A 21,956-nucleotide genomic window follows, 5' to 3' on the forward strand; every position below is an offset into this window, starting at 1 on the left:
TGGTGGCACCCTGTGGCGCAGGAAGTGACAGACGTCCCCCCAGTCTCCTGGACACACTCTTTGGCGTATACCTAACATGCAGGTATCCCCGAGGAACTGACGGCCTGTCAGCCGGTTCCCACGCCTGCCAGCGCGACCTCCCTCGCGCGCTCCCGTGAAGGTGACGCATGATCACGTCCGTCGTCCCCGGCGATCCGCCGCGCCCCGCCCAGGTCCCCGGCCCGTCCGCCGAAGCCCCCGCGGAACGCCGACTCCCGGCCGAACAGACGGCACCGGGCGCGCCCGACGCGCTGTGGTGGCGCGACGCGGTGATCTATCAGGTGTACGTGCGCAGCTTCCAGGACTCCAACGGCGACGGCCTCGGCGACCTGCCGGGCGTGCGGGCCCGCCTGCCGTACCTGAAGCGCCTGGGCGTGGACGGGGTCTGGCTGAACCCGTTCTACCCGTCGCCGCAGCACGACCACGGCTACGACGTGGCGGACTACAAGGGCGTCGACCCGATGTTCGGCACCCTGGAGGACTTCGACCTGCTGGTCGAGGACTGCCGCAAGCTCGGCCTGCGCCTGGTCCTGGACACGGTGCCCAACCACTGCTCCACCGAACACCCGTGGTTCCAGGACGCGTTGCTCGCCGCCCCCGACAGCCCCGAGCGGGCACGCTTCCACTTCGCGGACGGCCGCGGCACGGACGGCGAACTGCCGCCCAACAACTGGCGGGCGATGTTCGGCGGCCCCGCCTGGAGCCGGATCACCGAACCGGACGGCAGCGCCGGCCAGTGGTACCTGCACATGTTCACCCCCGAGCAGCCGGACCTGAACTGGCGCAACCCCGAGGTGCCCGCCGAGTTCGAGAAGGTCCTGCGCTTCTGGCTGGACCGCGGCGTGGACGGCTTCCGCATCGACGTCGCCGCCGGCCTCTTCAAGCACCCCGAACTGCCCGACTCCCCCGACCCGGAGGCCGACGAGCGCACCCGCGACTCGGTCAACCCGCTGGCCTGGAACCAGCCCGAGGTGCACGACATCTGGCGGGCCTGGCGGGCGATCTGCGAGGAGTACACGGCGCTCGACGGACGGCAGCGGCTGCTGGTCGGCGAGGCGTCCGTGCCGACACCCGCCGAACAGGCCAAGTACGTCCGGGCGGACGAACTCCACCAGGCGTTCTTCTTCCACCTCCTGCACGCGCCGTGGGACAGCGAGCACTTCCACCAGGTGATCGACGCGGCGGTGCGCGACATCACCGCCACCGGGTCCACCGTCACCTGGGTGCTCAACAACCACGACCAGGTCCGCACCACCACCCGCTTCGGCAGCCCCGAACGGGCCCGCGCCGCAGCCCTGTTGATGCTGGCGCTGCCCGGCGCGGCCTACCTGTACCAGGGCGAGGAACTCGGACTGCCGGAGGTGGACGACCTGCCGGACGACGTCATCACCGACCCGATCTTCTTCCGCACCGGCAGTCGCAAGGGCATCCGCGACGGCTGCCGCGTCCCGCTCCCCTGGTCCCACGCCGAGGCCCCGTTCGGCTTCAGCCCCGCCGACTCCGCCCCCACCTGGCTGCCGCAGCCCCCCTCCTTCGCCGCCCACACCGCGGAGCGCGCCCTCACCGACCACACCTCCCCCTACCACCTCTACCGCGAGGCCCTCCACCTGCGCCGCCTGCTCCCCCAACTCGGCGAGGGCACCCTCCGCTGGCTGGAAACCCCGCCCAACGTCCTCGCCTTCACCCGCGGCGACGGCATCGTGGTCGCCACCAACTTCGGCACCACCCCCGCCCCGGCGCCCGTCACCGGCACCCCCCTTCTCTCCTCCACCCCCTGCCCCCCTGACACCCTCCCCCCGGCCACCACCGCCTGGTGGCTCCAGCCCCGCATCTGACCCCCCGCCGGCCCGGCCCGCCCGGTACCCTCCCCGAACACACGCAGCGGGGAGGGAACTTGGCGGGTCACGGCATCGGCGGAGAACTGATCGGCGACGAGCACGACGACTCCCGGATCTTTGAGGTCGAGTGGATGTTCCCGCCGGGAGGCCGGAATCACCTGATCAGGTGTTCACATGCTGGACACGCTGTCGATGAATACAGGTCAGCACTGTGACAATGGTGTGGACCATAGGTCCCACCCCGTCGCACGGCGCGTGTCAGGCACGCCGGAGCGGCGATCCTCAACGGCGAGGAGGACCAAGGGCGCTCCCCGTCGCGGGGGCGTCCTCGTGCGCCATCCGATTCACGGAAGGTTGTGCCTTGATGCCGGCCACCCACAGCTCTGCCGCGTCCACCGACGCCGGCGCCCGCCTGATCGAGCCGCTGTACCAGGAAGTCCTGCGGCGCAACCAGGGCGAGAACGAGTTCCACCAGGCGGTCCGTGAGGTCCTCGAAACGCTCGGCCCGGTTCTGCTGCGGCGCCCCGAACTCGTGGACGCGCGGATCATCGAGCGGGTCTGCGAGCCCGAGCGGCAGCTGATCTTCCGCGTGCCGTGGTCCGACGACAAGGGTGACATCCACGTCAACCGGGGCTTCCGGGTGGAGTTCTCCAGCGCTCTTGGCCCGTACAAGGGCGGACTGCGCTTCCACCCCTCCGTCAACCTCGGAATCGTCAAGTTCCTCGGCTTCGAGCAGATCTTCAAGAACGCCCTGACCGGCATGCCGATCGGCGGCGGCAAGGGCGGCTCCGACTTCGACCCCAAAGGTCGCTCGGACGCCGAGATCATGCGGTTCTGCCAGTCGTTCATGACCGAACTGCACCGCCACCTCGGCGAGTACACCGACGTCCCGGCCGGTGACATCGGCGTCGGCGGCCGCGAGATCGGCTACCTGTTCGGCCAGTACAAGCGCATCACCAACCGCTACGAGTCGGGCGTCCTGACCGGAAAGGGCCTGGGCTGGGGCGGCGCGCAGGCGCGTACCGAGGCCACCGGCTACGGCTGTGTGATGTTCACCGAGGAGATGCTGCGGGTGCGCGGCGAGAGCCTGGCCGGGCAGCGCGTGGTGGTGTCCGGCTCCGGCAACGTGGCGATCTACGCGATCGAGAAGGCCCAGCAGCTGGGCGCGACCGTGGTCACCTGCTCCGACTCGACCGGCTACCTGGTGGACGAGAAGGGCATCGACCTGGCGCTGCTCAAGGAGGTCAAGGAGACCCGTCGCGGCCGGGTCTCCGACTACGCCGAGGCGCGCGGCCCGCACGTCAAGTACGTGCCGGGCACCGGCGTCTGGAACGTCCCGTGCGACGTGGCGCTGCCCTGCGCCACCCAGAACGAGCTGCACGAGACGGACGCGCTCGCGCTGGTCCGCGGCGGGGTGAAGGCCGTCGCCGAGGGCGCCAACATGCCCACCACCCCGGAGGCGGTACGGGTGTTCCAGGAGGCCGGCGTGGCCTTCGCGCCCGGCAAGGCCGCCAACGCGGGCGGTGTCGCCACCTCCGCGCTGGAGATGCAGCAGAACGCCTCCCGCGACTCGTGGACCTTCGAGCACACCGAGAACCGCCTCGGCGAGATCATGAAGCACATCCACGACTCCTGCTTCACCACGGCGGAGAAGTACGGCAGCCCCGGCAACTACGTGGTCGGCGCGAACATCGCCGGCTTCGAGCTGGTCGCCGACGCGATGCTCGCCCAGGGCCTGATCTGACGCCTGTCACCGAGCGGGCCCGGACCACGACGGCGGTCCGGGCCCTTCTCATCGGCGCAGCAGCGCGCGCAGCGCCCGCCGGAACACCACCCGGCCGCACCACGCCGTCGGCCGGTCGAACGCGCCGGGCAGCACGGCGATCCGCAGCTCCTCCCGCCACCGGACGGCGCTGCCGCCCCGGTAGGGCCGCACCTCGATCTCGGCCCACCCCGTCACCACCGGCCCCCGCTTGACCAGTCGGCACCGGCCGATCCCGTCACTGCCCCGTGGCGGCTCCCACCGCTCGACGTCCATCACGTCCACGAACCCGAACCGCCCGATCCCGGTGCGCGCCACCACCGTCCGGGCGTCGCCGGTGACGACGGTGCACGGCACCGCCTCGCCGTGCCGGGGCCAGTCGGTGACGCGCCGCCAGGTCTCCCCGGGCGACAGCCCCACTGCTTCCACGATGCGGAACTCGGTCATCCGGTGATCCTATCCACCACCTCGTCCCCGGGCGTAGGTTGTGGCCGCGCACCCGCACTTGGCGCAGCACGCTCGGGGGATGAGCAGCGAAGTAACCGGCGCGCGTTGGCAGTTGCGCTCGGCACCGGGGCGGTACCCGGCCGGCACGGTGGTGAAGGTCTGCTGCACCAGCGAGAGCGTGTGCGACGTCCTCACCGTGGGCCACCACGTCCTCGTCCTCACCCTCGGCGGCCTTCTGATGGCGGGCGCCGGCCTGACCGCCACCACCGTGCACGCCATCGACCGGTTCGCCCCGCACCGGGCCGCCCGCCATGGTGCGGGCCCGGACCGCGGCGGCGGTCCGGGCCCGATCTCCTCGGTGCGGGTGCGGCCGGCCTCACGCGGCCTTGACCAGGGTGGACGGGTCCTTGCCGGCGGCGAGCCCGGTGAGTGCCACCACGTCTGCCTGCCCGTCGCGGCGCGGCCACAGGACGAGCGCGCCGGTGGCTCCCGTCGCGGCGAGGGCCGCCAGGACGCTCCAGGTGAGCGAGAACCCGGCGATCGTGCCGAGCCGGCCCGCGATCGGGTAGGTGATCAGCCAGGCCAGGTGCGACAGGGAGAACTGGGCCGCGAACACCTCGGGGATCGCGCTGCGTTCGACCGAGGCGCGCAGGACCTTGCCGGTCGGGGTGATGATCAGCGCCATGCCGACCCCGGTCGCGGTCCAGATGACCGCCGTCCCGGCCCAGCTGGCGAGACCGGCCGCGATGACGCTCGCCGCGGCGGCCGTCGCGGCCACCAGGACGGCGGCGCCGGTGACCATCACGGTCCGGGCGGCGATCCGGTCGAGGACACGCGGGAGCAGGAGGGCGGCCAGCAGCGTTCCGGTGCCCGAGGCGGCGAGCATCCAGGCGACGTCCGACTGCGAGCCGCCGAGCCGGTCACGCACGTAGGTGACGGTGTTCACCACGACGATCGATCCGGCGGCGGCGACGGTCAGGTTCAACGCCATGATGCCGCGCAACCGGGGTGTGCTGAGGAAGGTCCGGATACCTGCCGCCGCCTTGTCCCAGGCCTTTGTGTGCGCACTCGGACGGACGTTCGGGACGCGGGTGGACAGAACGAGCAGAGCAGACAGCAGGAACCCGGCGGAGGTGCCGAGGAACAGCCGGTCGAAGCTCATGAACGTCAGGGTCGTCAGGGCGGTGCCGAGGACGGCGCCCGCGCGGGGGCCGGCGAGGTCGTAGGCGAGCAGGCCGAGGGCCACGGTGGTCAGCCCGGTGCCGAAGAGCGCGATGACCTGGGCGGCGAACAGATGGCGGTAGTCGGATGGCGAACAGTCGCATAACGGGTTCCTTCCGGGTTCATGCGGCCGGACACGGACCCGGGCGGCGGCCGTGCCCCGCGCATACAGGCAGGGGTGCCTTCGCTACGCACCGGTGTCACGCTCGCTTCCCGGCGTGAGGCCGGCGAGGAGGTTGAAGGCACCGGTGAGGACGTTCAGCGCGACGACGCCGACGACGTCGGCGATCGCGCGGTCGCTGTACCCGTGCGCGCGCAGCGCGGTGACCTGTTCGTCGGTGATCGACGCCGGCTCGCGGTGGACCTGGAGGGCGAGGGCGATGATCGCCGCGATCGCGGGATCGGCCGAGGTGCCCTTGCGGGCCCGCTCGATCTCCTCCTCGTCCACTCCCAGCGCGCGGGCGGCGCCGACATGGGCGTCGAGACAGCGGCCGCACCCTTGTTGCACCTGTACGGCGACGGAGATTCGTTCGCTGATCCTGCGGTCGAGTTTGGCGCGGCCCATGGCCCGGCTGAGCTGGAGATAACCGCCCAGCACGGCCGGCGAGTGGGCCATGGTGGAGACCATGTCGCCGACGCTGCCGCGCCGGGAGACCAGCTCGGCAAGGAGGTCGCGCGAGGCGCCGACCGCCGTGTCGGGCGTCAGGGCGGAGAGGCGGGGCATTCCGTTGCTCCTTCCTTGAGATCGTGCGGGTACGTACTCCGCACCATCAGTGGTGGCCGTGCTGACCTTCGTGACCCTCGTGGCCCTCGTGACCCTCGCGGCCGTGCTGTCCGTGCTGTCCGTGGTGCTCGTGCTCCGCCGCGGTGGCGGTCGCCCTCGCGGCCGTGCGCACCGTGAACTCGGCGGTCCGCACGGTGCCCGCGTGCTGGAAGTCCAGGAACAGGCGGTAGGTTCCGGCCGAGGGCGCGACGGCCATGAAGGAGATCTCCGGGCCGGGCGCAGTGGTGCCGTCGCCGGGGGCGCCCTCCGGGTGCACGTGGAGGTAGCCGAGGTCGCCGACCCGCAGCGCCACGAGGTGTCCGTAGGCGGCCAGGTAGGGCTCCAGGTCGGTGACGGGCTGTCCGTCGCGGCTGACGGTGAGGGTCAGTTCGCTCGCCTCGCCGGCCAGGAGTTCACCGTCGAGCGTGACCGCGTAGTCGCCGGTCCGGGCGACCCCGGTGGCCTCCGGCAACGGGCGCGGGTCGTAGGCGCCGGCCACCGCGACGTCGGCGCCCAGCGTCAGGGTTCCTGTGTGGGCGGCCGGGTGGATGTCGGTGAAGAGCTTCCAGTCGCCCGGGGTCAGGGTCAGTTCGGTGGTCCAGACGCCGTGGTCGTCCCGCACCGGGTGCACGTGCTGGAACCCGGTGGTGTCCCGCCGTACGGCGATGAAGTGCAGTTCCTTCTCGTGCTCGGGCACGAACTCGGTCACCGGCCGCCCGTCGGGGCCGGTCACCCGGAAGGTGATGGTCTGCGGACCGGCGCCGAGGATCGTCGCGTCGAGCTCCAGGGTGTACCCGCTCTCGGACACCGACAGGCCCCCGGCCTGGGCGCCGCCGTGGCTGTGGGCAGCGTGGTTGTGGGCAGCGTGGTCGTGCGTGGCGTGGTGGTCGTGTCCGGCGTGGCTGCTCATGACATCTCCTTGAGTGGTTACTGCGCTGCCGGGGGTTCCCGCCCTCGCAATGACTGAACCATATACCCCCTGGGGGTATCTCCAAAAGCCCTCGCAGCGCCCCTCGTTCGACGCGGTAGGTTGTGCCCGCGCAGCCGCAGAAAGGAAGGTGAGGGACCGTCATGTCCCAGGAACAGCACGCCGAAGCGCGCCGGCGCAGGTCGGTCCGGTCGAATGTGGTCGGCCTCCTGGCGACGCTGGTCCTGGCCGCCGTCGGCGCGGCCCTCCTGGTGACCGGCGCGTCCCTGTTCAAGGAGCTGTCGGACGCCCGCCGCCGGCCCGAGGTGACGATGACTGTCGCCTCCTGCGACACCGCCCGCGGCCTCCGCCTCGTCATCACCACCTGCCACGGCACCGTCGCCGCTTCCCCCGTGCAACTGTCCGACGCGCCCCGGAAGTTCGCCGCCGGCGCCGTGGTGAACGTCCGCTGCGCCGCCGACGGCACCTGCACCGCCGTTTCCTTCCGCAACTACGCGGGGCGCGCCGCGCTGATCGCTCTCGGCCTGCTGGGCCTCGGCGCCGGCCTCGGCGGTTCGCTGCGCCGAGGCATCCGCCTGTTCGCGCCCGCCCGTGGCGCATTCCTCCATGACCCCCGCCTGGCCCGCTTCGCCAGGGCGTACTGCTTCCTCACCGGGACGATCGCCGCCGCCGGGTACCTCGGCCGTCTGCTGAGCTGACGGCGGGTCACCTCCCGCCCGCGCCGGGCCTCCGCCGATAGTGGGCGGATGAGCACACCTGGTATCCCCCGCCGGGCCGCCCTGCTGGCCGGACTCGGCTGCGCCGCGCTGACGGCCTGTTCCGCCTCCCACCCCATCGCCCACTCCTTCGGCTCACCGTCCCCCTCCCCGGCCGGATCCGCGTTCCCGTCCCCTGCCGCCTGGCAGCCAGGGCCGGGCGAGCTCCAACCGGACGTCAAACTCCGGGCGGTGCAGGTGGTGGAGGCGATCGGCAGCTGGCCGCCGGGCGGGCAGGGCGCGGCGGCGGCCGGGCAGCGGGTGGCGGCACTCGGACTGCCGGCCGGGCTGGCCACACAGGGCGGACCGCTGCTGGCAGACGCCTCGCAGGCCGCCGTCGAGGTGATCGACGCCCAGTACGGCGGGTTGCTGAGCGACTCGGCGAGCGTCCTGGTGGTGTGCCGCCAGTGGCTGGCCGGACCGGACGGCACCCCGCAGTCCGCAGGCACCACGGTGGACGTGCGGCTCTCCCGGGCCGACCCCCGATGGGACGTCACCGCCCTGCACCCCGCCGACCCCGGCCCACCGGCCGCCACCCTCTCCGACCCGGCGACCCGCGTCCTCGCCCAGCCCCGGATCCTGCTGCCCCCGGCCGCCGCGGCCGACGTGCGCAGCGGACAGGTCCACGACTCGGTCCTGAACGCGATGCTGACGCTGGCCGGCCCCTACAGCTTCCAGGTCAGCGTGGTGCGCTCCGGCCACCCGCTGCTGGTGTTCGGCACCGACCGCCCGAGCGACCACCCGCTGGGCAAGGCCTTCGACACCTGGCAGATCGACGGCCACCCGGTGGTCGACCCGGCCACCCCCACCGACCTGGTCGACTCCTTCATGCGCGCCGCCGCAGCCGCCGGCTCCTACAACGTGGGCGGCCCACGCCTGCTGTCCGGCGGGCAGACCGCGAACCAGTTCTTCACCGACCCGACCCACCACGACCACGTGCACGCCGGGTTCACCTCCTGAGACCCCCCGTGAAATCCCTTGCGTTCCACCCCTGAGCTGCGACAACGTGGCGGACGTCGATCAACTCAGGGGGTGTGGATCCGTGCTGACGCGCAGGGACGGTGTAGTGCTCGCGGTGGTGCTGGCGGCCGTGCTGACGGGGTGCTCAGGGGTCGTTCCGACACCGATGCCCGTGCCGTCCGGGTCACCGGCGCCGGCCACCGCGTCCGGGTTCGGACTGGCCAATCCTGCCCAGGAGTTGGCCGAGTTCCGGGCGGCGCTCGCGGCGCCGGCGCAGCCGTTCTCCGCGGTGCTCAAGGTGCAGGTCACGGACGGCACGCTCACCGTTCGGCGGCAAGGCGTGGTCAACGTGTCGGACGGCCTCCAGACCGCTTCGCTCAGCGTGGTGTCGGCGTCGGCGTCTGTCTCTGCCTCTGCGCCTGCCGCTGCCTCTGCCTCTGCCTCTGCCTCTGCCCCGATGCACCAACAGGGCGAAACCCAGGCATATCTGACGATCACCCGGCAGGCCACCTACACCCGCGCCGCCGACCACGCATGGGTCCGGTCGCCGCACCCACCGGAGCCCCTGCTCACCGACCACCGCCCGCTGGCGCAGGCACTGTTGCAGAGCGACCCCTCGTCCTTCCACGGCAAGACGAAGCTCCGAACACTCCGCGGCGGCCTCGGCTTCCACCTGGTCGGCCGGCTCCCGCGGTCGACGGTCGCCGAAGCGCTCGACGCCGCCACCCGCGAACACCTGGCACAGCACCAGGTCCCCGACTGCACGACCGACCTACTGATCGACGCCGACGGCCGCCTGTCCGAGCTGACCCTGACCTGCGAAGCCAACGGCTATCAACTCCGCTCCACCACCACCCTCACCGAATACGGCCCTGCCGCCGAGACCGGACCGCCCGCCGACCTCTGACACCGCCCAGCTCCGCAGCGCGGCCGCCAGCTCTCCCACCTGCCTTGCCACGTCGGCCCGTTGACACACTCTGGCCAGGGGCCCCCGGACTTCCATCACCAGCACGGCGCACGAGCGGCTCCCCGGCAGAGCCGACCGACCGACCCCTTCTGCGGATCCGTGGTCGGTCGGGGTTCGGGCCCCCGCCGGGGGCCGCTCATGAACGTCGGCCCGGTCAGCAGGCGATGCTGCCCTTGCGCAACGCGTGATTGCCGGTGTTGCTGTCGTCGGACCAGTAAACGGGCTTGCTGCCGCCCACGCACTCCTCGGCGCCGGCCAGGGTGAAGCCCTCGTTGTTGATGTTCGGCATGCCGGCCGGGCGGTTGTGAACGGCGGTGACGGCGAAGGCGCCGGTGGCGTTCACCTGGAAGGTGCGGTGCTGGCCGGAGCAGGTGTCGTCGCAGACCACCCAGAGGCGGTTGGCCTGCGGCTCCCACTGGAGTTCCATCACGCCGGCCATGCCGCTGCTGACAGTGGCGACCTTGGTGAACCCGCCGGCTTCCAGCAGCACGTAACCATAGACGGTGCCGGAGCCCTCGACGCCGACGAAGAACACGCCGCCGGTGTGCGCGGCGTACCGGCTGGGATCGTAGGCGGCGCCGGTCGAGGCGTCCTTGAAGCCCGCGCCGGTCAGGTAGCTGTCGGGCACCCAGGTGACGCCCTCCAGGCCGAGGTTGGCGCCGGTGGTGGGCAGGTCGGGGGTGAGGTTCCACTCGCGGGTGGCGGTCAGCGTGCTTCCGGTGCCGGAGACCTCGTAGCGCAGTACGGAGAGCCTGCTGGTGGACGAGGAGTCGGCGTTGCGCTCGCTGGAGACGTAAACGCCGCCGGCCGAGCCCGCGCCGGTCAGGGTGACGCCCTCGTCGTCGGGGGTGCCGGAGCCGCCGGGGAAGCGCAGCGCCTTGCCGGAGCCCCAGCCGTTGGCGGTGTCGGGCGTCCAGCCTCCGGACCCGTCCCGGACCAGCCGCCACAGCTTGCCGGAGTTCTGCGCGCCCCACATCACGCCGCCCTCCTGGTAGAGGCCGGACAGGTCGGCGCCGAACACGTTCGAGGCGTCGGCAGTGGCGACCGACGAGCCGCCGGGCCAGGCCACGGGGGTCGTCGAACCGCCGCTGCCGGAGCCGCAGTTGTTTGCGGCGCCGAGCGTCAGGGTGGCGGCCTGGGTCCAGCCGCCGGTGCCGTCGGCGCAGCGCGACCAGGAGGGGTTGGAGTGCGAGGTCCAGCTGAACGAGTCGACCAGGGTGGTGCCGTCGGCCAGGTACAGCCGGGCACTGTCGGCGGATCCGAGACCGAAACTGCCGTGCACGTCAAAGGCCTTGAAGCCGCCGGGGGCCAGACTCGTGCCGGAGGCGATCCGGTACTTGTTGCTGTCGTTGTCGTCCTTGAGGATCCACCCGGACAGGTCGATCGTCGCGGTGCCCTTGTTGTACAGCTCGATCGAGTCGTTCACCGACCCGGTCGTCACCACCTCGTTGATCCGGATGTCGCCGGTCGGCGCGGCGGCGGCGGGCGAGGTGGTCAGCACTCCCGCGCCGACGGCCGGCAGAGCGACGACGGCCAGCAGCAGCGAGAGACGACGACGCCACTTGGGGGCGCGCGGTTCGGTCACGGTTCCCTCCCTCGGTTCAGCGTGAACATGACGCCGACAAAGCTCCCGACCCCGCCCCAACGAAGCCCCACCGCCACCTGTTCCCTTCATGAACGCCAGGCGAACCCGCACCCGCCCACCCCCGGCCACGGCGCTTCGGGAACCCGCCCCCGGACCATCCGCGTTGTCGGGCGGGGAGGCACGGACATGAAGACCCGCCGGAAGGGCAACGACGGCGCACCGGAGCCCGAAACACCGTGGAACGAGGTGGCACCCGGGCTGTGGATGGGCGGCCACCACTGGCGCGACCCTGCCGGAGAGCGCCACCCGGTGCGGGTCGGCGCCGAATTCGAGCTGGTGGTCAGCCTGTTCACCACCCCCCGCCACGGCCCCGCGCCAGGCGTCGAGCACCTGCTCGCCGAGGTGCCGGACGGCCCGCTGGACGCCGAGCAGTTGGCCGCCGTCCAGGACGCGGCCGAGCGCACGGCGGAAGCGGTGGCGTCCGGACGCCGGGTGCTGGTGCGCTGCCGGTCCGGCTACAACCGGTCCGGGCTGGTGGTGGCACAGGCGCTGATCGAGCTGGGCGCGGACACCACCGAGGCGATCCGCCAGGTACGGACGCGGCGTTCGCCGTGGGCGCTGCACAACGAACTGTTCGCCGCATACCTGGAGACCGGTCTCGGCACGGCACGCCTGCTCAGTTCGCTGACCGCACCCCTGAGCTGACGGGCCGTCCGGCAAGCTGAACGGCCCCGGTCCAAGCCCGGGCCCGGGCCCGGGCCCGGGCTTGGGCTTGGGCTTGGACCGGGGCTCGGAACCGGGGGACCGGGCCTCGGTGGGTTGGCTCCGGGTTATCGGTGGCTTATGACCTTCTTATCTGCCGGAGGCCTCGCACACCGTACGCGCGAGGGCGAAGCCACCCGCGCAGACAGGCGAACGTAGCCGGGCGGGTACGGCGACGGTAGGTCCCGGGGCTGGTCGGAGGCCGATTCCGCTGGTGCTTTTCGCCGAGCGCGAGGCCGATGTTTTCTGACGCAACGCCAGGTCGGCGAACTGCCAACGGCGTTGCGGGTGGCCGAATGCCGCCATCGGGCCACGGCCGGACGTGGGAGACACTTGTCAATTGGTATAGGCCAATCGTAGCCTTCGGTCCGTGCGCGGTGTGCCGGGTCCACACCGCGCCGCCCCTGGGTCGCTCCCTGGGCGTCGGGCAGACGCGCGTCCGCCCCTTTCCCCCACCATCGGCCCGGCACCTTTCCGAGGAGAACCATGTCCTGGTCCCGTCGTCTGCTCACCGCGTCCGCGGTGGGCGCGGGCGCCCTGGTCGCCACCACCTTCGCCGCCGGCACCGCCGGCGCCCACGGCGCGATGTTCGGCCCCGCCAGCCGCGTCGCCGCCTGCTACGCGGAGGGCCCCGAGACCCCCAAGTCGCAGGTCTGCAAGGACCTCGTCGCGGACAGCGGCACCCAACCGCTGTACGACTGGAACGAGGTCAACATCGCCAACGCCAACGGGCAGGCCCAGCAGATCATCCCCGACGGCCACCTCTGCTCCGCCAACCGCGACAAGTACCGCACCCTGGACTGGGCCCGCACCGACTGGCCCGCCACCTCGGTGACGGCCGGCGCGAAGACCTTCAACTTCCGCGTCACCGCACCCCACCAGGGCGTCATGACGCTGTACCTCACCAACAACAGCTACAGCCCGACCCAGCCGCTGAAGTGGTCCAACCTGGACCTGGCGAACCCGATCGCCACCTTCGCCAGCCCGCGCACCTCGGACAACGGCTACTACAACGTCAACGTCAACCTGCCGCAGCGCACCGGCCGCCAGATCGTCTACATGGTGTGGCAGCGCACCGACAGCCCGGAGGCGTTCTTCGGCTGCTCGGACGTCGACTTCGGCTCGGCCACCACGGCTGGGGCCGGCGCGTTCGCCGCGCAGACTCCGTCCGCGCCCACCGAGGCGCAGATCGCCGCGGGCGCCGACCACTCCTCCGTCTCCCACACCGGCCACGGCGGCGACGCACTGACCGCCCAGGAGGCTGCCGCCGGTACCGCCGCGACCAGCACCGCCTCGTCGGCGCACAACAGCGACACCACCAACACCCTGCTCGGCCTGGCCGGCGCCGGCCTGCTGTCGGCCACCGCCTCGGGCGTCCACCTGGCCCGCCGGATGCGCAGCACCGCCGTCACCGCCTGACGGCCCATGAACGCCTGACGCGAGTCAGGCGGGTGGCGCGGCCCCATCCCCCACAGCTCCGGGGCCGCGCCCTCCGTCACCCCGGCCGGCCGGAGCCCCCGCACTCCGTCGCCGCAGCCTGCCGCCACGCCCTGCCGTCGCCATCGCCTTCTACCGTCACGACCTGCCGTCGCCATCGCCTTCTGCCGCCGCGGCCTGCCGTCGCGGCCCGAAGCGGCCCAGAACTGGCCTGAGGCTGCCCGCAGTTGGCCCGAACGACCCAGGGCCGACCCCAAACCGGCCCGGTACCGGCCCGCAACCAGCCCACAACCGGCCCTGCGCAGCCTGCCCTACCACCCCGTCCGCGCCCTGAGGAACCGTCAACTCTTCACAAAACCGCAGGCTTCCACCTTGACGACCCAAATTGGTCTGGACCACCTTGAGTGTACCCCCAGCACCACAGCGCACCCCGCGCCTCCCGCGCACCGGCGCACCGGCGCACCACCCACTCCCCGAGACCCTCGAGGAGAACCCGCCCACAACCGTGCCTCCGTGGACCGCCGCTCCGCCGCCCTCGCCCAGGTACAGGCCGCGCAGCGCGCCAAGGGCCGCGACCTGAAGGTCAGCCTGACCCTGCCGGTGCTGCCTGGCGGACTCACCGCCGACGGCGTCTACATCCTGCAGTCCGCCAAGAACGCAGGCCTGGCCGTGGACCTGGTCAACGTCATGGCGATGGACTTCGGCGACTGGGCCGCCCCGAGCCCCGCCGGCAAGATGGGCGCCTACGCGATCCAGTCCGCCCAGTCCACCCAGGCGCAGATCCGCTCCGTGTGGACCAACCTGACGGACGCTCAGGCATACGCCATGGTCGGCGTCACCCCGATGCTCGGCCAGAACGACACCACCTCCGAGGTGTTCGGTATCTCCGACGCCCAGCAGCTGCTCACCTTCGCCCAGCAGAACCACCTCGGGGAGCTGGCCTTCTGGGAGATGACCCGGGACGCCAACGCCTGCACCGGCTCGCTACCCAAGTGCACCAACATTCCGCAGACCCCCTATCAGTTCTCGAAGCTCTTCGCCGCGTACAACGGCTGACGTTGAAGGTTGACGGCCGAGAGTTGCTGGCCGAGGGTTGCTGGCCGTCGGCCGGCAGTCGAACAGATCCGTGTGGCCGGCCAGCCGGTCGCCCTTGGCACCTGGCGCCCGAGGGCGACCGGTCGGCCGCACAGATGTCACCGGCAGATCGTCACACCGGCTGGTGCTCCCCTTCCTTGCGCAGGCCAGGCGCGTCCGCGACCTCGGTGCTCCCCTCGTCCGCGCCGTCGCCGCCATCGGGGCGGGCGTGCTTGGGGAGCAGGAATATCGCGGCGAACACCACGGCCATCATGCCGATCTCGAACCAGAGGGTGAGCTGCTCGGCGCTGGCGAAGCCGGCGGTCTTCAGCCGCTCGAAGAAGACCGTGCCGAGGATGGCGCTGCCGAGCGCGCCGCCCAGCTGCTGAATGGCCGTCAGCGTGCCCGAGGCCGAACCGGTCTCGTGCGTGTCCACGGAGGCCAGCACCATGCCGAAGAACGGTGCCATCACCAGGCCCATGCCCAGGCCCGTCACCAACAGCGCGGGCACCGTCTGCCACGGGGTGACGCCCGCGCCCTGGCTGTGCAGCGTGTACATCAGGCCGAGCACGCCGGCCACCATCACCAGCAGACCCGCGTGCATCACCTTGCGGCCGAAGCGCTGCAGCGCCTGCGAGGTGACGAACGCGATCACCATGCCGACCGAGGCGGGCACCCCGGCCAGACCGGACTTCAGCGGGCTGTAGTGCAGACCCAGCTGGGTGTAGAGGCTGAACGTCAGCCAGAAGCCCGTCATGGCGGTGAAGAAGATCAGGCCGAGCACCATGCCGCCGCTGAAGCCGCGCTTGGCGAACAGGCTGGGCTCGACCAGCGGGTCCGCTCCGGTGGCCTTGCGCCGCGACTCGTACCAGCCGAACACACCGAACACCGCCACGCCGACCGCCAGCAGCACGAAGGCCCACAGCGGCCAGTCGTGCTCACGGCCCTGCACCAGCGGGTAGATGACGGTGGCCGCGCCGAGGGCCGCGAGCAGCGCGCCGACCAGGTCGAGCCGGACCGTCCGCCCCTCCGACTGAGCGGGGAGGAAGACCCGGCCGCCTATGAAGGCGAACAGGCCCAGCGGGATGTTGATCAGGAAGATCATCCGCCAGCCGGTGCCGGCGAAGTCGGCGTCGATCAACCAGCCGGCCAGGATCGGGCCGCCGACCGTGGACAGGCCCATCACCGGACCGAACAGACCGAAGGCCGTGCCCTGCTCGCTCGGCGAGAAGATCTCCTTCATGATGCCGAGGCCCTGTGGGAGCATCACCGCACCGAGCAGGCCCTGGGCGATCCGGGCGACGATCAGCTGCCACGGCTCCTGCGCCACACCGCAGGCGAGCGAGCCGAGCGTGAACCCGGCCGCGCCGAGCATGAACATTCGGCGACGGCCGAAGATGTCGCCGAGCCTGCCGCCGGTGATCAGGCCGATCGCCATCGCCAGCGTGTAGCCCGCGCCGAGCCACTGGACCGTGGACTCGCCGCCACCGATGTCCTCCCGGATCGCGGGCGCGGCGATGTTCGTCACCACCGAGTCGAGCAGGTCCATCACCTCGGCGGCGAGGATGACGAACAGCGCGACCCAGCGCCAACGGTAGGGCTCGGCCGTGCCCGCGCCGGGCGGCTTCGCCGAGGTGGAAAGTCCGACCGCATCGGTCATTGCTAACTCCTGCTGAATGCCAGGGCGCGGTGGACGGGGGCCGCGCCGTGAACGGTGTTTCTTCGAACGAACACTGTTCTACGAGTCGAGCGACGTTCCCGTCAAACGATTTAACCCCGACTTCTCCCCGAGTCCGCCCCGGACCTGCCCCTGACCTGTCCCACACCCGCGCCCGGCCTGTCCCACACCCGCGTGCGACCTGCCACTGACCTGCCCCCGGCCCGCCCGTGACCCATCCTGACCCGCCGCGCGAGGCCCCCTCGACCCGGCGTCGAGCCTGACGCTTCGCCCACCGGTCGAACGGCGTTCGCCCCGAGTACGATGATCGACATTGGTATGTTCAGCGAAAGCAGGTGGCCCGATGCCCGCGCAGATGCCCGCGATTCCGTGGCACAAGCCACGCAAGGCCGATCCGCGTCAGCCGCTAAGCCGCACGGTGATCGTCGAGACAGCCGTCCGGGTGCTGGACGCCGAGGGTCTGGCCGGGGTGACGATGCGCCGGGTCGCCCAGGAGCTCGGCACCGGCCCGGCCTCGCTGTACGCGCACGTCTCCAACAAGGAGGAGCTGTTCGACCTGATGCTGGAGCGGGTGGTGTCGGAGATCCGACTGCCGCTCCGGCCGGAGCCCGAACGCTGGAAGGAGCAGATCACCGAGATCTGCTTCGAGGCGCAGCGGGTGCTGACGTCCCATCGGGATGTGTCGCTGGTGTCGCTGGGCACCATCCCGGTGGGTGAGAGCCAGTTGCGGATCACCGAGTTCATGCTCGACCTGCTGCTCCAGGTCGGCCTGCCGCCGCAGGTGGCGGCCTGGGCCCTGGACGGGCTCGGTCAGATCATCGACACCGACGCGTACGAGTCCTGGGTGTACACCGAGCGGCTGGCCCGGGGCACCGACCTCGGCGCCTACTTCGACCAGTTGCGCGGTTACCTGCACGACCTGCCGACCGACCGTTTCCCGGTCCTGCAGCGCCTGGCGGGCACCATGGTGGCGGGCGACGGCGACCAGCGGTACGCATTCAAGATCGAGGTTTTCCTGCGCGGCCTCGAGTCCTTCCTTCCGGCGAACGCACCCGCCCCCGCCGCAGCACCCGCCCCCGCCGCAGCGCCCGCCACCTCCGGCCCGGCGTCCGACGAACACGCGTGGCACGGCCCGTCGGGCGGGACGGGCGGCACCGGCAGCTGACGGAACACCAGGACTGCCGGGCGTCCGGCTCCTCGGACGCCGGCAAGGGTTGACCGCGATCGGGAACAGGCCCGTACCAGCGTAAAGTCACGTCAACCTCGGCTTGGCACCCGACCATTGACCCGACCGTTGACCCGGCCGCACGCCCCCACTTCGCGCCCCGGTCCGCCGTCCTCGCCGCCTCCTGCCGAGTCAGAGGTCTTCGAGAGTCTTCGAGACGGACACCCAGCTCGTTGTCCACCATCAACGCGTCGAACGCCAAGTTGTGGGCCACCTGGCTGGGCAGCTTCGCCGGCGCCTCGATCGCAGCGGCGCGAAACGGACCGCCGAGTTCGACGGGGATCCCCCCGTACAGTGTGGGTGTCGCCGAGCTGGGCGAGCCGTATTCGGCCGGTCCACCCGAGGCCGGTGGTCTCGGCGTCGAAGCCGATCAGCGTGCCGGCCTCCGCGCGGGCGGTCCGCCAGGTGGCAACTCCCGCAGGTCGTCCGCTCGTTCGGGGGCCTTGATCTCGACCGGCTCTCCGGCCAGCCGGTACGGGTGTACCCGCGTGTGCTCTCTTCCTGTCGTCCATCAAAAGTGGATCTTGAACATGGAGCAGCCATCGCGGTCCACGGCACCAGGGCCCCGGGCCGCGCCTGTATGCCGCGTGCCGGGGCCCGGGTGCGAGGGGGCTGGACTCGTGATCAGCGTTCGAGGAGGGCGATGCGGATGGCCCGCTCGACGTGGGCGGCGGTGTTGGCGTGTCCTGCGGCGTTGGGGTGGACGAAGGTGGCGCGCTTGTCGAGGGCTGTGCAGTCCACCGGCGTGCCGGGGAGCTCGGACGGCCAGTAGTCCGCAGCATCGCCGCAGATTCCCTCGACCCACTTGGTCTCTGCGGGCTGACAGGCGTCGTGCCCCTCACTGGAGGAGTAGACGTCGAGGTAGCGGTCGCCGAAGAACTCCGTGACCCGCTGAATCGTGGTGTTCAGCTGCTTGAGTACATCGTCGCGGAGCCAGTCGATATCCGCCGGGGTGATCGACCCGAGCTGGGTCAGGTCGCCGCTGCCGCAGGCGCTGCCCTGGTTCGGCAGGATGGTCGGGTAACCGACCGTGATCACCTTGGCGTTGGGCGCGGCCTGGTGCACCTTGGCCAGCATCTCGATGTACTCGTCCTGGACCCGGGCGAGCTTGTCCTGGATGCTCTCCTCCCCCTCGGGGGGACTGGTGAAGTGGTCGCGGCAGGACTTCCCGCTGTGGCCCAGCGCGAGGCACTTGAGGAGCATGCCGCCGAACGGGAGGCTGTTGCCGCCGACGCCGACGGTGACGACGTCGGTGTCCTCGTTGAGGCCGGCCCGCTGGGTCTGCGGGTCCACCGCAGGCCAGCCGCCCGCCGGGGGCTGGACCGAGCTGATCGGTGTCTGCTTGGCCGTGGCGATGTCGGCGATGGTGGCGCCACCGCAGCTGGCATTGGACAGGCGCACGGGCTTGCCCGGCGGGAACTCGGCGAGCTCCTGATCGACGAGGCCGGGGTAGGCGTTGGAGGTGCGGTCGCAGCCGTCCCGCGACGCATCACCCAACGCGGGCTGCGGGTCCCCGACGAAGGCGCCGGCGGTGTACGAGTCGCCCAACGCGGCCCACTGGTACTGATCGGCCGCGCCGACGGGGCCCGACGGCACAAGCGTGGCCGCGGCCAATGCGAGCCCGACGAGCAGTGCTCGCGCGCGCAGGCGGGAAACAGGGTGGCGCATGGATCCTCCAGGATCTGCCAAAGACGCCCGGGGCCGGAACATGCCCCCGGACGGAAGCACCTCGACCAAGATCATCCACACCGGCAGCCCGCCTCGTTGACCGAATCGGACCCACCACCCCCAATCGGCCTAAATGGTCAGATCTTTCGCACCCTCATATACCCCGGCGACTCCCGATCCGAGCAGCGGGCACCTCGGCCTCGGTGCCCAGCTCGGCGAAGATGCCGTGGTCCCGCTCCTCCGGCATGAAGTACCGGTCGAACGTGATCAGCTTGACGCGGCGCCAGAGCCCTTCGTCCCGCAAGCGGAAGTCGGGGGTGTGGTCGGAGGCCAGCAACAGCAGCAAGGTCGGCCGGTAGTAAAGAAGTTCTCGCGCCTGAAACGGGTGGTCAGTCCGGACCAACACCCGCGTGCTCGAACGCGACTCCATCCGCGCCACAGCCCAACGCCCCCTCGCTGAAACCCCCACCCGCCCCAGCGGCGCCCTCCCCGTCGTCCAACTGGCAGCTGAATGAATGTGCTCAGCCTGGCGATCGGGCAACAATCCTGGCGCCGCCACGCGCGAGAGGCCGAATCGGCCCGACCGAGGCCCTACATACGGCGCGCCGGCAAATCCTCTCGGGCTCGCCAGAAGTCTGCGTCGCGAGGGTCGGCCAGCCACCTCGTCATGCGCTCGGTACAGGCTTCGAAGGCCTGGGGCAGCGAGATCTCCTCATCGACGGCGAACTTGAGGACGTCGACGTCGTGGGTGCCGTGGTCGATCTCGCACCAGCAGCCCACGTTGACCGAGGCAGTCACCTCATGCTGACCCTGGTCCGTCCAACCCACCTGAAGCTGGAACTCCCACCAGTCGCTTCCACTCGTCGGCTGAACAACGCACAGGAGGAGGCTCACGTGTGCCCGGGACTGCGGACCTGTGAAGACCCCAGCTCCGGTCCCCAATCCCACTTCGTGGCGGCACGCCCGGACTGAGCCGCGCCACCATTGCGAGCCGCGCGCTGTAGTGATCCAACGCCAGCAGCAGACAGCTGGGGGAACAGTGTGGTCAGGGGTACGCCGTCGAAGGTGCTCGGCGCGTGGACATTGACTGCGGGACGTTCACCGCAGCCTCCGTGCCACCGATATCGGCAAGGAAATCGATGAGCTTCTCTTCTGCACCAGCGACGTCAGCGAGGGCATTACGGTGTCGTATACGACTCCGCGCGGGCTTGGTGCTCGAAAAGCGACGCGCACCAGCCCTGCAACACACGCGAACCAGCGAGAGGGGCGTGGGCGTTGACGATGTCGCACTCCCCGTACCGGGACGCCGCCTCACGGTAGGCCGCCACAGCGACGGCCGGTCCGGCTCGTACAGGGTGATCCGACTGTCAATGGCATAAGCCGCCGCCAACGTAGTCCTTGAAGCCTTCGGGCAGCGTCAACTGCCGGGCGGGCAAATCCCGTTGGCGGAGCACGGCCAGGACGGTCCGGGCGAACTCCCGCCCGGCGCGGTCCCGGTCGCCACACGCCCGCACGTCACGACCGACCAGCCCGGCGTCGTCGTTGCTCAACATCCCCGCCCCGCGCACCCCGCTGGCGCTGTGGCCGTCTGCGACGACCGCCAACGGGTCCGGGAGACCCTCCGCCACGACCCACGGCGCGCCGGGGTCCGGGCCGGGGAACGCCCCGAACCGCTGCCACTCGAACCCGTCGGGGTTGGCCCGCGAGATCCACCGGCCGGGGCAGCGCCCGACAGGTCCCGGCCCTGGGGGCCCCTCGCCACCCCCACAAGGTCGTGCATCAGCAAGACCGGGCGGGATAACGGACGAACGAGGTCGGAACACGGCTGCCCGGCCACCAGCGCAGGCCCAGGCGCTCCTGCTCAGCCCCCGCCAGGCCGAAACCTCTGCGCACAGCCGACGGCCCGGGCCGCGTCGCCTCCTCCAGGCGGTCCAGAATCTCGGACAGGCGCATGACTCTCCCCCTCTCCTCCCCGAAGCAGGTCACACTCGCCCACAGGCGGTGCTGCTGGCGTCCAGGGCAGGTCGGTGGTGGAGATCGACAAAGCCCAGTGCGCTTGACCCGCATCGGCCGTCATGGTGGTGGGGTTGGTCCTATCCGTCGAGCATCTTGAAGGCCCCAGCGTCGAACCCAGTCGACCTGAACGACCACTTGGCCACATCGACATACGTGACGATGCAGTGGTCGCCCTTGAAGACCTCGATCGGCCAGCCGCGGAAGTTGTAGACGGAGCGGGCGGGCACTTCATCGGAACTGGCAGCATCCATGCAGCGGCCGAAGTACTCGGGTGCCCGGGTCCACATCTTGCCGGTGTAGTCGCTGTTCTGGTAGAAGCAGGTCTTGTTGAAAGGACAGACCGGCGCCAGCCGGAATCTCAGAAGATCCGAGCTGAGATTTCCCGTTCCGGTATCGGGCGGGTAGACGGCGTTGGCAGGACCGGAGCAGTCGGTGTTCTTGTATGCCTCAAGCTGGAAGCGGGTCTGGTTCCAGAGGGACAAGGTCCTGGAGCGGGTTCCGTCGGGCCAGTTGGACTGGAACTCGAAGCACCTGCCCATGGGCAGCCCCTCCCGCCTGAACTGGCCCTGGAAGTCGGTCTCGGACCAGAAACACATCCCAACGTTTGGGCAGACCTCGTTGGCCGCGCGGGCGGGCGACGAAATAGCCGGCAGGGTAGCGGCCAGCAGGAGCATTGTGGTGACGACCGAACGATGAATCGCTGACGTACGCATGCACATCCTTGCGTTCGCAGGGGCGAAGGTGAGTCGTCTGCATAGTAATGGCTCGGCAAGTCGAAAGCTTAGAGAAATTGATAAGTAGTCAATTCCCACTTTAGGAGAAATGATTTAA

The 21,956-nt window shown here is 70.8% G+C and carries 20 protein-coding genes; 9 read left to right on the forward strand and 11 right to left on the reverse strand.

The window, feature by feature from the left end; genetic code table 11:
- Positions 1-167: 167 nt before the first annotated feature.
- Both ACZ6R9_RS18300 and gdhA read left to right on the forward strand, forming a co-directional pair.
- Entirely contained in the window at positions 168-1,874 is a 1,707-nt protein-coding gene (locus ACZ6R9_RS18300) for a glycoside hydrolase family 13 protein (RefSeq protein WP_465538882.1), read from the forward strand.
- 367 nt (positions 1,875-2,241) lie between these two features.
- Positions 2,242-3,621, forward strand: coding sequence for an NADP-specific glutamate dehydrogenase (gene gdhA / locus ACZ6R9_RS18305; protein ID WP_380483066.1), 1,380 nt, complete (start codon positions 2,242-2,244; stop codon positions 3,619-3,621).
- A gap of 48 nt (positions 3,622-3,669) precedes the next feature.
- On the opposite strand, the gene ACZ6R9_RS18310 is transcribed toward gdhA, so the two are convergent.
- The 4 genes from ACZ6R9_RS18310 to ACZ6R9_RS18325 form a co-directional block, all read right to left on the reverse strand.
- The gene (locus ACZ6R9_RS18310; RefSeq protein WP_465538883.1) at positions 3,670-4,086 is read right to left on the reverse strand and encodes an SRPBCC family protein; all 417 of its coding nucleotides are present in this window, start codon (positions 4,084-4,086) and stop codon (positions 3,670-3,672) included.
- 376 nt (positions 4,087-4,462) lie between these two features.
- On the reverse strand, positions 4,463-5,332 hold the full coding sequence (locus ACZ6R9_RS18315) for an MFS transporter (RefSeq protein WP_465538884.1): 870 nt from the start codon (positions 5,330-5,332) through the stop codon (positions 4,463-4,465).
- A 162-nt stretch (positions 5,333-5,494) separates the two neighbouring features.
- Positions 5,495-6,031 carry a carboxymuconolactone decarboxylase family protein gene (locus ACZ6R9_RS18320; protein WP_465538885.1) on the reverse strand — a complete coding sequence of 179 codons (537 nt, stop codon included), beginning with the start codon at positions 6,029-6,031 and terminating at the stop codon, positions 5,495-5,497.
- 46 nt (positions 6,032-6,077) lie between these two features.
- The gene (locus tag ACZ6R9_RS18325) at positions 6,078-6,980 is read right to left on the reverse strand and encodes a hypothetical protein (protein ID WP_465538886.1); all 903 of its coding nucleotides are present in this window, start codon (positions 6,978-6,980) and stop codon (positions 6,078-6,080) included.
- 161 nt (positions 6,981-7,141) lie between these two features.
- Here ACZ6R9_RS18325 and ACZ6R9_RS18330 point away from each other — a divergent pair, with 161 nt between their 5' ends.
- From ACZ6R9_RS18330 to ACZ6R9_RS18340, 3 genes are all read left to right on the forward strand, one after another.
- Complete coding sequence (locus ACZ6R9_RS18330; RefSeq protein WP_465538887.1) at positions 7,142-7,696, forward strand: hypothetical protein; 555 nt, start codon at positions 7,142-7,144, stop codon at positions 7,694-7,696.
- 48 nt (positions 7,697-7,744) lie between these two features.
- Complete coding sequence (locus ACZ6R9_RS18335) at positions 7,745-8,713, forward strand: hypothetical protein (protein ID WP_380483054.1); 969 nt, start codon at positions 7,745-7,747, stop codon at positions 8,711-8,713.
- Between the two features lie 457 nt (positions 8,714-9,170).
- Positions 9,171-9,620 (forward strand): hypothetical protein, encoded by a 450-nt coding sequence (locus ACZ6R9_RS18340; RefSeq protein ID WP_465538888.1) that lies wholly within the window; start codon positions 9,171-9,173, stop codon positions 9,618-9,620.
- 214 nt (positions 9,621-9,834) lie between these two features.
- Here ACZ6R9_RS18340 and ACZ6R9_RS18345 read toward each other — a convergent pair whose 3' ends face one another.
- Positions 9,835-11,265, reverse strand: a complete 1,431-nt coding sequence (locus ACZ6R9_RS18345) for a lamin tail domain-containing protein (RefSeq protein ID WP_465538889.1) — start codon at positions 11,263-11,265, stop codon at positions 9,835-9,837.
- Between the two features lie 186 nt (positions 11,266-11,451).
- Between ACZ6R9_RS18345 and ACZ6R9_RS18350 the strand changes: the two genes are divergently transcribed.
- The 3 genes from ACZ6R9_RS18350 (at position 11,452) to ACZ6R9_RS18360 (ending at position 14,520) form a co-directional block, all read left to right on the forward strand.
- Positions 11,452-11,970 (forward strand): protein-tyrosine phosphatase family protein, encoded by a 519-nt coding sequence (locus ACZ6R9_RS18350; protein ID WP_465538890.1) that lies wholly within the window; start codon positions 11,452-11,454, stop codon positions 11,968-11,970.
- A 543-nt stretch (positions 11,971-12,513) separates the two neighbouring features.
- Positions 12,514-13,446 (forward strand): lytic polysaccharide monooxygenase auxiliary activity family 9 protein, encoded by a 933-nt coding sequence (locus ACZ6R9_RS18355; protein WP_380483046.1) that lies wholly within the window; start codon positions 12,514-12,516, stop codon positions 13,444-13,446.
- Between the two features lie 531 nt (positions 13,447-13,977).
- Complete coding sequence (locus tag ACZ6R9_RS18360) at positions 13,978-14,520, forward strand: glycoside hydrolase family 18 protein (protein ID WP_465538891.1); 543 nt, start codon at positions 13,978-13,980, stop codon at positions 14,518-14,520.
- A 151-nt stretch (positions 14,521-14,671) separates the two neighbouring features.
- Here ACZ6R9_RS18360 and ACZ6R9_RS18365 read toward each other — a convergent pair whose 3' ends face one another.
- Entirely contained in the window at positions 14,672-16,198 is a 1,527-nt protein-coding gene (locus ACZ6R9_RS18365; RefSeq protein WP_465538892.1) for an MFS transporter, read from the reverse strand.
- A 361-nt stretch (positions 16,199-16,559) separates the two neighbouring features.
- On the opposite strand from ACZ6R9_RS18365, the gene ACZ6R9_RS18370 reads away from it, so the two are divergent.
- Complete coding sequence (locus tag ACZ6R9_RS18370; RefSeq protein ID WP_465538893.1) at positions 16,560-17,381, forward strand: TetR/AcrR family transcriptional regulator C-terminal domain-containing protein; 822 nt, start codon at positions 16,560-16,562, stop codon at positions 17,379-17,381.
- Positions 17,382-18,065: 684 nt separating this feature from the next.
- Here the strand turns inward: ACZ6R9_RS18370 and ACZ6R9_RS18375 are convergent.
- The 5 genes from ACZ6R9_RS18375 to ACZ6R9_RS18395 form a co-directional block, all read right to left on the reverse strand.
- Positions 18,066-19,109 carry an SGNH/GDSL hydrolase family protein gene (locus ACZ6R9_RS18375; RefSeq protein ID WP_380483038.1) on the reverse strand — a complete coding sequence of 348 codons (1,044 nt, stop codon included), beginning with the start codon at positions 19,107-19,109 and terminating at the stop codon, positions 18,066-18,068.
- Positions 19,110-19,263: 154 nt separating this feature from the next.
- Positions 19,264-19,455: a hypothetical protein gene (locus ACZ6R9_RS18380; RefSeq protein ID WP_465538894.1), complete on the reverse strand. Its 192-nt coding sequence runs from the start codon at positions 19,453-19,455 to the stop codon at positions 19,264-19,266.
- 245 nt (positions 19,456-19,700) lie between these two features.
- A complete protein-coding gene (locus ACZ6R9_RS18385) occupies positions 19,701-20,003 on the reverse strand; it encodes a hypothetical protein (protein ID WP_465538895.1) in 303 nt (100 codons plus the stop codon).
- A gap of 473 nt (positions 20,004-20,476) precedes the next feature.
- Positions 20,477-20,662 carry a hypothetical protein gene (locus ACZ6R9_RS18390; protein WP_465538896.1) on the reverse strand — a complete coding sequence of 62 codons (186 nt, stop codon included), beginning with the start codon at positions 20,660-20,662 and terminating at the stop codon, positions 20,477-20,479.
- A 540-nt stretch (positions 20,663-21,202) separates the two neighbouring features.
- A complete protein-coding gene (locus tag ACZ6R9_RS18395; protein ID WP_465538897.1) occupies positions 21,203-21,838 on the reverse strand; it encodes a peptidase inhibitor family I36 protein in 636 nt (211 codons plus the stop codon).
- Positions 21,839-21,956 lie beyond the last annotated feature (118 nt).

This window comes from Kitasatospora sp. NPDC048662, assembly GCF_055587065.1.

Bases quoted from the DNA above. Each gene is read 5' to 3' on its own strand.
- ACZ6R9_RS18300 (WP_465538882.1), top strand. From the start codon at position 168: ATGATCACGTCCGTCGTCCCCGGCGATCCGCCGCGCCCCGCCCAGGTC.
- gdhA (WP_380483066.1), top strand. From the start codon at position 2,242: ATGCCGGCCACCCACAGCTCTGCCGCGTCCACCGACGCCGGCGCCCGC.
- ACZ6R9_RS18310 (WP_465538883.1), bottom strand. From the start codon at position 4,086: ATGACCGAGTTCCGCATCGTGGAAGCAGTGGGGCTGTCGCCCGGGGAG.
- ACZ6R9_RS18320 (WP_465538885.1), bottom strand. From the start codon at position 6,031: ATGCCCCGCCTCTCCGCCCTGACGCCCGACACGGCGGTCGGCGCCTCG.
- ACZ6R9_RS18325 (WP_465538886.1), bottom strand. From the start codon at position 6,980: ATGAGCAGCCACGCCGGACACGACCACCACGCCACGCACGACCACGCT.
- ACZ6R9_RS18330 (WP_465538887.1), top strand. From the start codon at position 7,142: ATGTCCCAGGAACAGCACGCCGAAGCGCGCCGGCGCAGGTCGGTCCGG.
- ACZ6R9_RS18335 (WP_380483054.1), top strand. From the start codon at position 7,745: ATGAGCACACCTGGTATCCCCCGCCGGGCCGCCCTGCTGGCCGGACTC.
- ACZ6R9_RS18340 (WP_465538888.1), top strand. From the start codon at position 9,171: ATGCACCAACAGGGCGAAACCCAGGCATATCTGACGATCACCCGGCAG.
- ACZ6R9_RS18350 (WP_465538890.1), top strand. From the start codon at position 11,452: ATGAAGACCCGCCGGAAGGGCAACGACGGCGCACCGGAGCCCGAAACA.
- ACZ6R9_RS18355 (WP_380483046.1), top strand. From the start codon at position 12,514: ATGTCCTGGTCCCGTCGTCTGCTCACCGCGTCCGCGGTGGGCGCGGGC.
- ACZ6R9_RS18365 (WP_465538892.1), bottom strand. From the start codon at position 16,198: ATGACCGATGCGGTCGGACTTTCCACCTCGGCGAAGCCGCCCGGCGCG.
- ACZ6R9_RS18370 (WP_465538893.1), top strand. From the start codon at position 16,560: ATGCCCGCGCAGATGCCCGCGATTCCGTGGCACAAGCCACGCAAGGCC.
- ACZ6R9_RS18375 (WP_380483038.1), bottom strand. From the start codon at position 19,109: ATGCGCCACCCTGTTTCCCGCCTGCGCGCGCGAGCACTGCTCGTCGGG.
- ACZ6R9_RS18390 (WP_465538896.1), bottom strand. From the start codon at position 20,662: ATGTTGAGCAACGACGACGCCGGGCTGGTCGGTCGTGACGTGCGGGCG.
- ACZ6R9_RS18395 (WP_465538897.1), bottom strand. From the start codon at position 21,838: ATGCGTACGTCAGCGATTCATCGTTCGGTCGTCACCACAATGCTCCTG.